Origin of the sequence: Variovorax sp. OV329 (assembly GCF_900114785.1) — a bacterium.
Classification (GTDB): domain Bacteria; phylum Pseudomonadota; class Gammaproteobacteria; order Burkholderiales; family Burkholderiaceae_C; genus Variovorax.
In genome coordinates, this window is record NZ_FOUG01000043.1 from 1 (window position 1) to 6,577 (window position 6,577).

Consider the following 6,577-nt stretch of genomic DNA (forward strand, 5'->3'; position numbering starts at 1 on the left):
TGTCGCTGCAGTTCCAAGACTTCAGTTTTCGTCAGTTCCATTGCGCCCTCCGGAGGCACAATGATACTTCCTATTTAACCGTTACAGTCCACTAGGTACCTAGCGTGAAGTTTCGATACAGCCTCGTCGCCCGATGCGGCGATTGCGCTGTGCTTTGCCGCGGAATCGCCACCTGTACCGGAGGGGGAGCATGCTGAAACGAAAACACCCCGCAAGACCGACTGCGAGAAATGAACACTTGTGCATCGGCATCTAGTTCGGTTGTTGGCATGAAAACCGACGATTCAAGCATTGCACTCGTCAATTGAACCTTTTCTTGATGCTTGCCATCCAGGTTCACGCCGCGACCCCAAGCAGGAGGATTAAAGCACCAGTTGCGTCTCGAAGTGCATCACGTTCTTGACGACGAATTTCAAGCTCCGCGGCCGAAGCCTCATCAACCAGGATCGTTTTCCAGTCGAAGAACAGTTCTGAAAGATTTTGTTAGACCCATTCAGGGCCCTAAGGCGGGCTTGTCTGGTAGGGCGTTCGTCGGCAGAATCGTCTTGGCTCCGCGGCTCGCACCTTACTCGAGGAGGACGCAATTGAAGACCTTAGAAACAAAGTGCCGGCGCTGGGCAAGCGCACAAATCGCCTTCGCAGCCCTCTTACTACTGCCGGGCATCGCCGTCGCGACCGAGCAGTCGCAGCAGCGTCAGCAAGGGCGGGCGGTGAATCAGGCCGCAAAACAGGAGTCGCGCTCCACGAAGCAGGACTGCCGCGCAACCAACCAGAAGAGCAACTCCCAGTGTCGGCAGGACAAGCGCGATACCAAGCAGGAAGGCCGGCAGGAGAAGCGGGACATCAAATACTGATCTGGCGATGCCCAGCCCTTCGTAGTGCCTGCCATGGCATCCCGGAAGCCGTTTTTACTAGGGCAAACGCGTGCCCGCCGGATCAGCCTGGACCCATCCCATAAAGATCTGGTAGCCCAATGCCAGCAGCGTGGCGCCTACGAACATGCCCAGAATGCCCGCGGTTGCCATGCCGCCCAGGGCACCAATGAGGATCACAGGCATAGGCGCATCGACGCCACGGCCGAGCATGAGCGGCTTGAGCACGTTGTCGGCCATGCCGGCTACAAACAGGAGGATGCTGTAAAGGGTGGCCGCACCGCTTCCGTGGTCCGAGCCGGTCCAGAGCCAGACGATGGCTGGCAATGTGATGATGACCGCTGGCACCTGCGCAATACCCAGCACAAGCACGATGGCCGCGAGCACGCCGGCCCAAGGAACGCCCGCTACGAGCAAGCACACGCCCACCAGGAGGGCCTGGATGAACGCCACGCCGATCACGCCCTGCGCGACCGCACGGATCGTGGCGGTAGAAAGAGCTGCGAACTCCTTGCCCCGCGCTGGCCCGATGATTCGAACGAAGATGGCCTGCGTGCCGCGCGTTCCGGCCTGGCCGAAGGCCATGACGATGCCCGCGACAATGATCGCTGCCAGGAACATTAGCAAGGCGCTCCCGATGCCGGCCACCACGCCCAAGGCGATCTTGGCGAGCTCGCCGAGCTTCGGCTGCAGGGCCTGCACTGCCGACGGCAGATCGGTGGATGCCTGTGACCACAATGCATGAATTCGATCTCCCACGACGGGCCAACGTGCGACACCTTCGCGCGGTGGAGGAATGCGCAGAGTGTTGTTCTGCACATCGTTGACGAGTTGGCGAATCGAGTCGCCAAAAGAGCTCATCAGGACAGTGGTTGGTGCGAAGATGAGCGCGATGCCCGCCAGAACCACGATTGTGCCTGCCAGGCCTTGCCTGCCTCCGATCCGGCGGGCCAGCGACTGGTGCAAGGGGTAGAGAGAAACGGCCAGGATCAGCGACCAGGCGATCAAGGTCAGGAAAGGAGCGAAGATCCGGTAGCAGAGAAGCGCAAGAGCCAGGACCAGCCCGGCACGAATCAGCACGTCCATAAGGGCTGACGAACTTCTTCGCTGCGCGAGATCGATACGAGATTCGCTTGGCACGGCCGTGCTTGACTTTTCCATATCCCCTCCATCGGGCAGGTGTATACCCTAGCAGGCTCTCTGCCGCAATTATGGGATGCACTCGCGCGAATGAGCTTCACTCCTGAAGTGGATTGGCCGGTGTTTGGCTACAGTTGGCGCCAGCGGAACTACGACAGGGGTGCTCGAGTGTCCAAGCGCGATGTGCGCAAGGTGATGGTCTGGGCGGCTTCGTGCATTGGCCTGCTGTCCAGCCTTTCTGCTAGGGCCTGGGTCTATCCGGAGCACCGGGAATTGGCATTGAGCGCGGTCCAGCAACTCGACGCTGACCGCCGGGTGATCTTCGACCAGCTGTGGCGCAGCGCCCGCATCGGCAATGAGCAGCGCCTTTGCGAGCAAGGTGCCGACCAGACGCAAGAGCTGACGCCCTCATGCATCGATTGGGCCGCACTGTCGGCCATCGCGGGCGACCACTCATGCTCGAGCCAGGAAATGATGGAGACGGCTCGCTCATCCCCATGGGTCCTCTCGGTGGCAGATGTCGCGGCCCAGCTGAAGGTTGACCTTGCACGCCTGCCGGTGACAGCCGAACCCGACATGAGCGGCCGCGCGCCAAACGTGCTCTCGGACGCGCAACGCCGACTGGCAGGCCAATCGGTACGGGCGCAGCGCATCAACGCCCTGCGCACTGCCGACATCCGACTGCAGCGCGCCGACACGCAGTACGCGACCCGTGCCGGCTACAACAACGCTCACTTCCTGCTCGCCCGACCGAGTCCAAATGTGAGGCCAATCGACTATGCCTCGCTGACCCTGCGGCCGGGGTCTGAACTGAATGCCATCGGAGTGTACGCATGGTTCCACCTCAGCGCTCTGCAGAAAGCGAGCCGCCTGCGAAGCGGAGCGCTCGATTCGGACCAGCGCATCGAACTCATGCGTTCCGCGCTGGCCGATGAAGCCTTTGCGCTGCACTTCCTGCAAGACACCTTCGCCGCTGGCCACATCGCGGGTTCCTGGGGCGACGCTTCACAGCGGCAGGGCACACACGACTTCTACAACCAGAGCGGCCTGGAAGTGTTCACCTGGAGCGGCGGCGGGAACTCAGTCGTGCTGATGGGCGATGCTCACATGCGCGCCGAAGATGCCCGCATTGCTTCTGCGTCGGTCAAGGCCAGTCTGGAGCAAGTGCTTGACGTAGTCTCGGGTCGAGTTTCTGAAGCCGTATTCGCGACACTTGCCGATGCGCCACTGCAGCCCGACGCCTTTAACGTGTGCAGCGCCCGCAACTTTCCTTCGCGCGAGCCGGGGCAGCGGGTGCGCCAGGCAGATCTGCCGCTGCTGGAGTCAACGCTGATCGCCACCGCGGTGCCGAGCCTGGGGCCAGGCTTGGGCGCGATGCCGCGATTTCGAAGCGAGGTCGGACCCTTCGTCGGCTTGGCCGGATCGATCGACGGGCGAGCAATCGACGGCGGATTCATTCGTGGCCAGTCAGGCACCGGCGCCATCGTAGGATTGGACCTTTCCGTTCGCGCCGGCTTCGGTCTCGACGGGGTGATGGGCGAGGCGGGCGATGGGCTGGTATATGCCTCGCTGGGCTTTCGGACTGACTCGCCTTCGAGCAACCAGTTCCGGGACGTTACGGGCAACACCCTGAGCGGAAACCTGAGCGCGGCGGTACCTGCGCGCACCGGCGTGGCGCTGCGCCTGCGCATGCCCTATTACCTCGTGCCTGGTGATTTGCTGTTGGCGTCGCCTCTGTACTTGGTCCAGCCCCAGGCCTTTGCCGACATGGCCGTCACCGCCGGCAACGGCGGCCTGTTGGGCCTGCAGTCCGGTTGGGCGACGCCGGTGGGCCGGTTTCAGTTCGTGCTGGGGCGTGAACTTGGCATCACCTTCTATGGGTTGTCGGGTGACGACCAATTGCTGGCACCGGGCGTACAGTCAAGCGATTTCGGGCGCGTCGTGAACTTCAAGTCCACCTCTTACGACCTGCCCATCCTGGAGTACCGGCCCTACCGGGCTTTCTCGACCAACCAGAGTTCGTCCGTGCTTTTCCAGTTCTACGCCGCGGCAGACGTGCCGCGCGGCGGAGCGGTTCGCTTTCCCGCCGGCGCGCCCCCAGTCCACCTGCAGACCGTTTGGTCGCTGGGGCTGCGATTGATCTTCGACTGGCGTTACTACTACTAAGGGTGTGAGACATGCGCGCGAACAACCGCTGGACGCCCACTGCCGGTTGCCGTCGAGGTGGCTTGGCATGGCTATGGTTGCTCAGCGCCTGCACTTCGCCACCCTTAATGCCTTTCAGTACCCAGGGCCCTGCGCTTGTTCTGGTACCAGCGGTGCAGGCAGGTATATCGGACGAGCGAGCGCGATTTCGCGAGATCTTCTGTGAGGTGCTGGAAGCCCGCAAGGACCAGATCGAGGACTACCGTCCGTGCAGCGATGCCATGACCCGACTCGCTGACGAGCCACCAGGCACTGGTCGTGCGGTCGATCTAGGGCTGGCCAAGCGCCGATTGGTCGCTTTGACAGTTCCCGGTGTCGGCTACGAATGCTTTGAACCCTGGCTGCAGCCGCCTGGCACGAGCAGGCGCCACGTGGGAAAGTTTGGCTATGAATTGGACCTGTTAAAAGTGGATCCGCTCTCGGGCACGGCTAAGAACGCGCGCTTGATTCGGGATGCACTGATGTCCATGGCTCCGGGGCAGGGAGCCCGGCCGTACATAGTGCTTGTTGGTTACTCCAAGGGAACGCCTGACATCCTCGAAGCACTAGCCGCCTATCCGGAGATCCGGGGCCGCGTGGCAGCTGTGGTAAGCGTGGCTGGGGCGATCGGGGGCTCGGCATTGGCCAACGACGCGACACAGAATCAGGCCGACCTGTTGCGGCATTTCCCGCAGGCCACGTGCGACTCGGGTGACAGGGGGGCGGTCGAATCCTTGCGCCCGGACACGCGCAAGGCGTGGCTCGCGCAGAACAAACTACCGGAGGGCCCCCGCTACTACTCGTTAGTCACGCTCCCGCAGCCTGAGCGCATCTCGCTGATTTTGAGGCCGAGCTGGAGCAAGCTGGCACGGATCGACGCACGCAACGACAGCCAGGTCATCTTCTACGATCAGGTGATCCCTGGGAGCGCCCTTATGGGCTATCTGAATGCGGACCACTGGGCGATCGCAGTGCCGCTAAACCGCAGCCGGCCCGTGATCTCCGAAACATTGGTTACGCAGAACGCCTTCCCACGCGAAGCGCTCGTGGAAGCGATATTGCGCTTTGTGGAGGAAAGTCTTGCTCCGTAGGGCAGAACTGCGAAACGTCGTCTCGAACAACGCCGCTATCGTCGGCCATGGTCCAGAGTGGCCATCTACCTGCCGTCCGGGCCTTTGGCCGTCTGCAAGGACTGCAGCCAGTCTCCATGCGAAGTTCGCGGACGGTGCAGGAGCGGACCCAACCGGGAGACCGTGCGGCGAGTCCACACACGCCGGATGCCGATTCACGGTCGGCCGCAACTGATCCGAATGCCGGCATAGTTTCCGATTGCCTGGCTGCCCGTGTTGTCTGTGTCTGTCATCACCGCGACCCCCAGCACTGGCCCCGGAGCAGTGCCGTAAGCTGCCTTGTAGTCGTCGTCGATGTTGCGCTGGACAGAGTGCCAACGGCCCAAGCCATCCGGCCCCGAGGCCACCACCATCATCTTCACCTGGCTTGTATGTGCAGACGGAATCACGGTGCCCACCGGTACGTGGTCGCTCCAGATGTACATGAGCACCGCGTAGGGGATGTCACGCCGCGCCAAGTTCTTTGCTCTGCTGAATCGCTTGCGCTCCGCGTCCGGCAGCGCGGCTACATCGCCGTCGAACGCCACGAGCACGCGCAGCGGAGCGTCCTCTGCGCTCTTGTCGCGATTGTCCGCGCCAGGCACCAACGCATCGGTCATCCACTCCCAGTCGATCGTCATAGGAGAAAGTTGAGCGGGTTTCAGCCGAGCCATGTAAAGGGACGCGGACCGATCCGCCACTGCGCGCAGCACCGCCCGGCCTTCCTGCTGCGCAACGCTGTATGCGGTGTCTCGCTTGAGCTTGGACAGGGGAACGGCAGACCAACCCGCGGCGGTGTCATCGAAGGCAAGGCTGCGCGGCTTGCAGGCCGCGCCCACCTCTTGCACGGCGCCGCTGGCCGAAATGCAAGACATCGCCAAAAGCAATGAGAGCATGCGAGGGATAGTCAAGGGGATTCCTTGTTCGCGGAGTGATTGTCAGAATATAGCGCCCGAGTCTTGCACTGGGACGTCGAACATTTCCGCGCGTGCTTGGGGAAGGTGGACCTGGTGGTCTGATCACGAGGGACCTGATGGATGAGGCTCGACGTAGGGCCGAACGGCCCGTAAGGGCCCCCAAAGCTGCCAGTCACCTGGAACGTCGGTTTCCTGAGGGCGCTACTTCCGCAAGGGGCACGGAGCCGCACTTTCTCCCTGCCCTGCCCTTCGGCTGCTTTCGTTTAGGTTTGTCCGACATCTGCCCGGCCTGCAAGACGAGCCTGCGCATAACACCGACCTGAGGGCAGGTGTTGGACAAGCCTCGAGGGAGGAA

Annotated in this window: 5 protein-coding genes; 3 read left to right on the forward strand and 2 right to left on the reverse strand. The window is 62.4% G+C overall.

Annotated features, from left to right (window positions below; genetic code table 11):
* The first annotated feature begins 584 nt into the window (after positions 1 to 584).
* Positions 585 to 854 (forward strand): hypothetical protein, encoded by a 270-nt coding sequence (locus BM345_RS29340; RefSeq protein ID WP_093387336.1) that lies wholly within the window; start codon positions 585 to 587, stop codon positions 852 to 854.
* A gap of 57 nt (positions 855 to 911) precedes the next feature.
* Here the strand turns inward: BM345_RS29340 and BM345_RS29345 are convergent, their stop codons facing one another.
* Positions 912 to 1,958, reverse strand: a complete 1,047-nt coding sequence (locus BM345_RS29345; RefSeq protein ID WP_254790055.1) for an AI-2E family transporter — start codon at positions 1,956 to 1,958, stop codon at positions 912 to 914.
* Positions 1,959 to 2,102: 144 nt separating this feature from the next.
* On the opposite strand from BM345_RS29345, the gene BM345_RS29350 reads away from it, so the two are divergent.
* Together BM345_RS29350 and BM345_RS29355 are read left to right on the forward strand one after the other, a co-directional pair.
* Positions 2,103 to 4,178 carry a hypothetical protein gene (locus BM345_RS29350; protein WP_139237678.1) on the forward strand — a complete coding sequence of 692 codons (2,076 nt, stop codon included), beginning with the start codon at positions 2,103 to 2,105 and terminating at the stop codon, positions 4,176 to 4,178.
* Positions 4,179 to 4,285: 107 nt separating this feature from the next.
* Positions 4,286 to 5,287 (forward strand): hypothetical protein, encoded by a 1,002-nt coding sequence (locus BM345_RS29355; RefSeq protein WP_254790056.1) that lies wholly within the window; start codon positions 4,286 to 4,288, stop codon positions 5,285 to 5,287.
* Positions 5,288 to 5,481: 194 nt separating this feature from the next.
* On the opposite strand, the gene BM345_RS29360 is transcribed toward BM345_RS29355, so the two are convergent.
* A complete protein-coding gene (locus tag BM345_RS29360) occupies positions 5,482 to 6,216 on the reverse strand; it encodes a DUF3047 domain-containing protein (RefSeq protein WP_139237679.1) in 735 nt (244 codons plus the stop codon).
* Positions 6,217 to 6,577 lie beyond the last annotated feature (361 nt).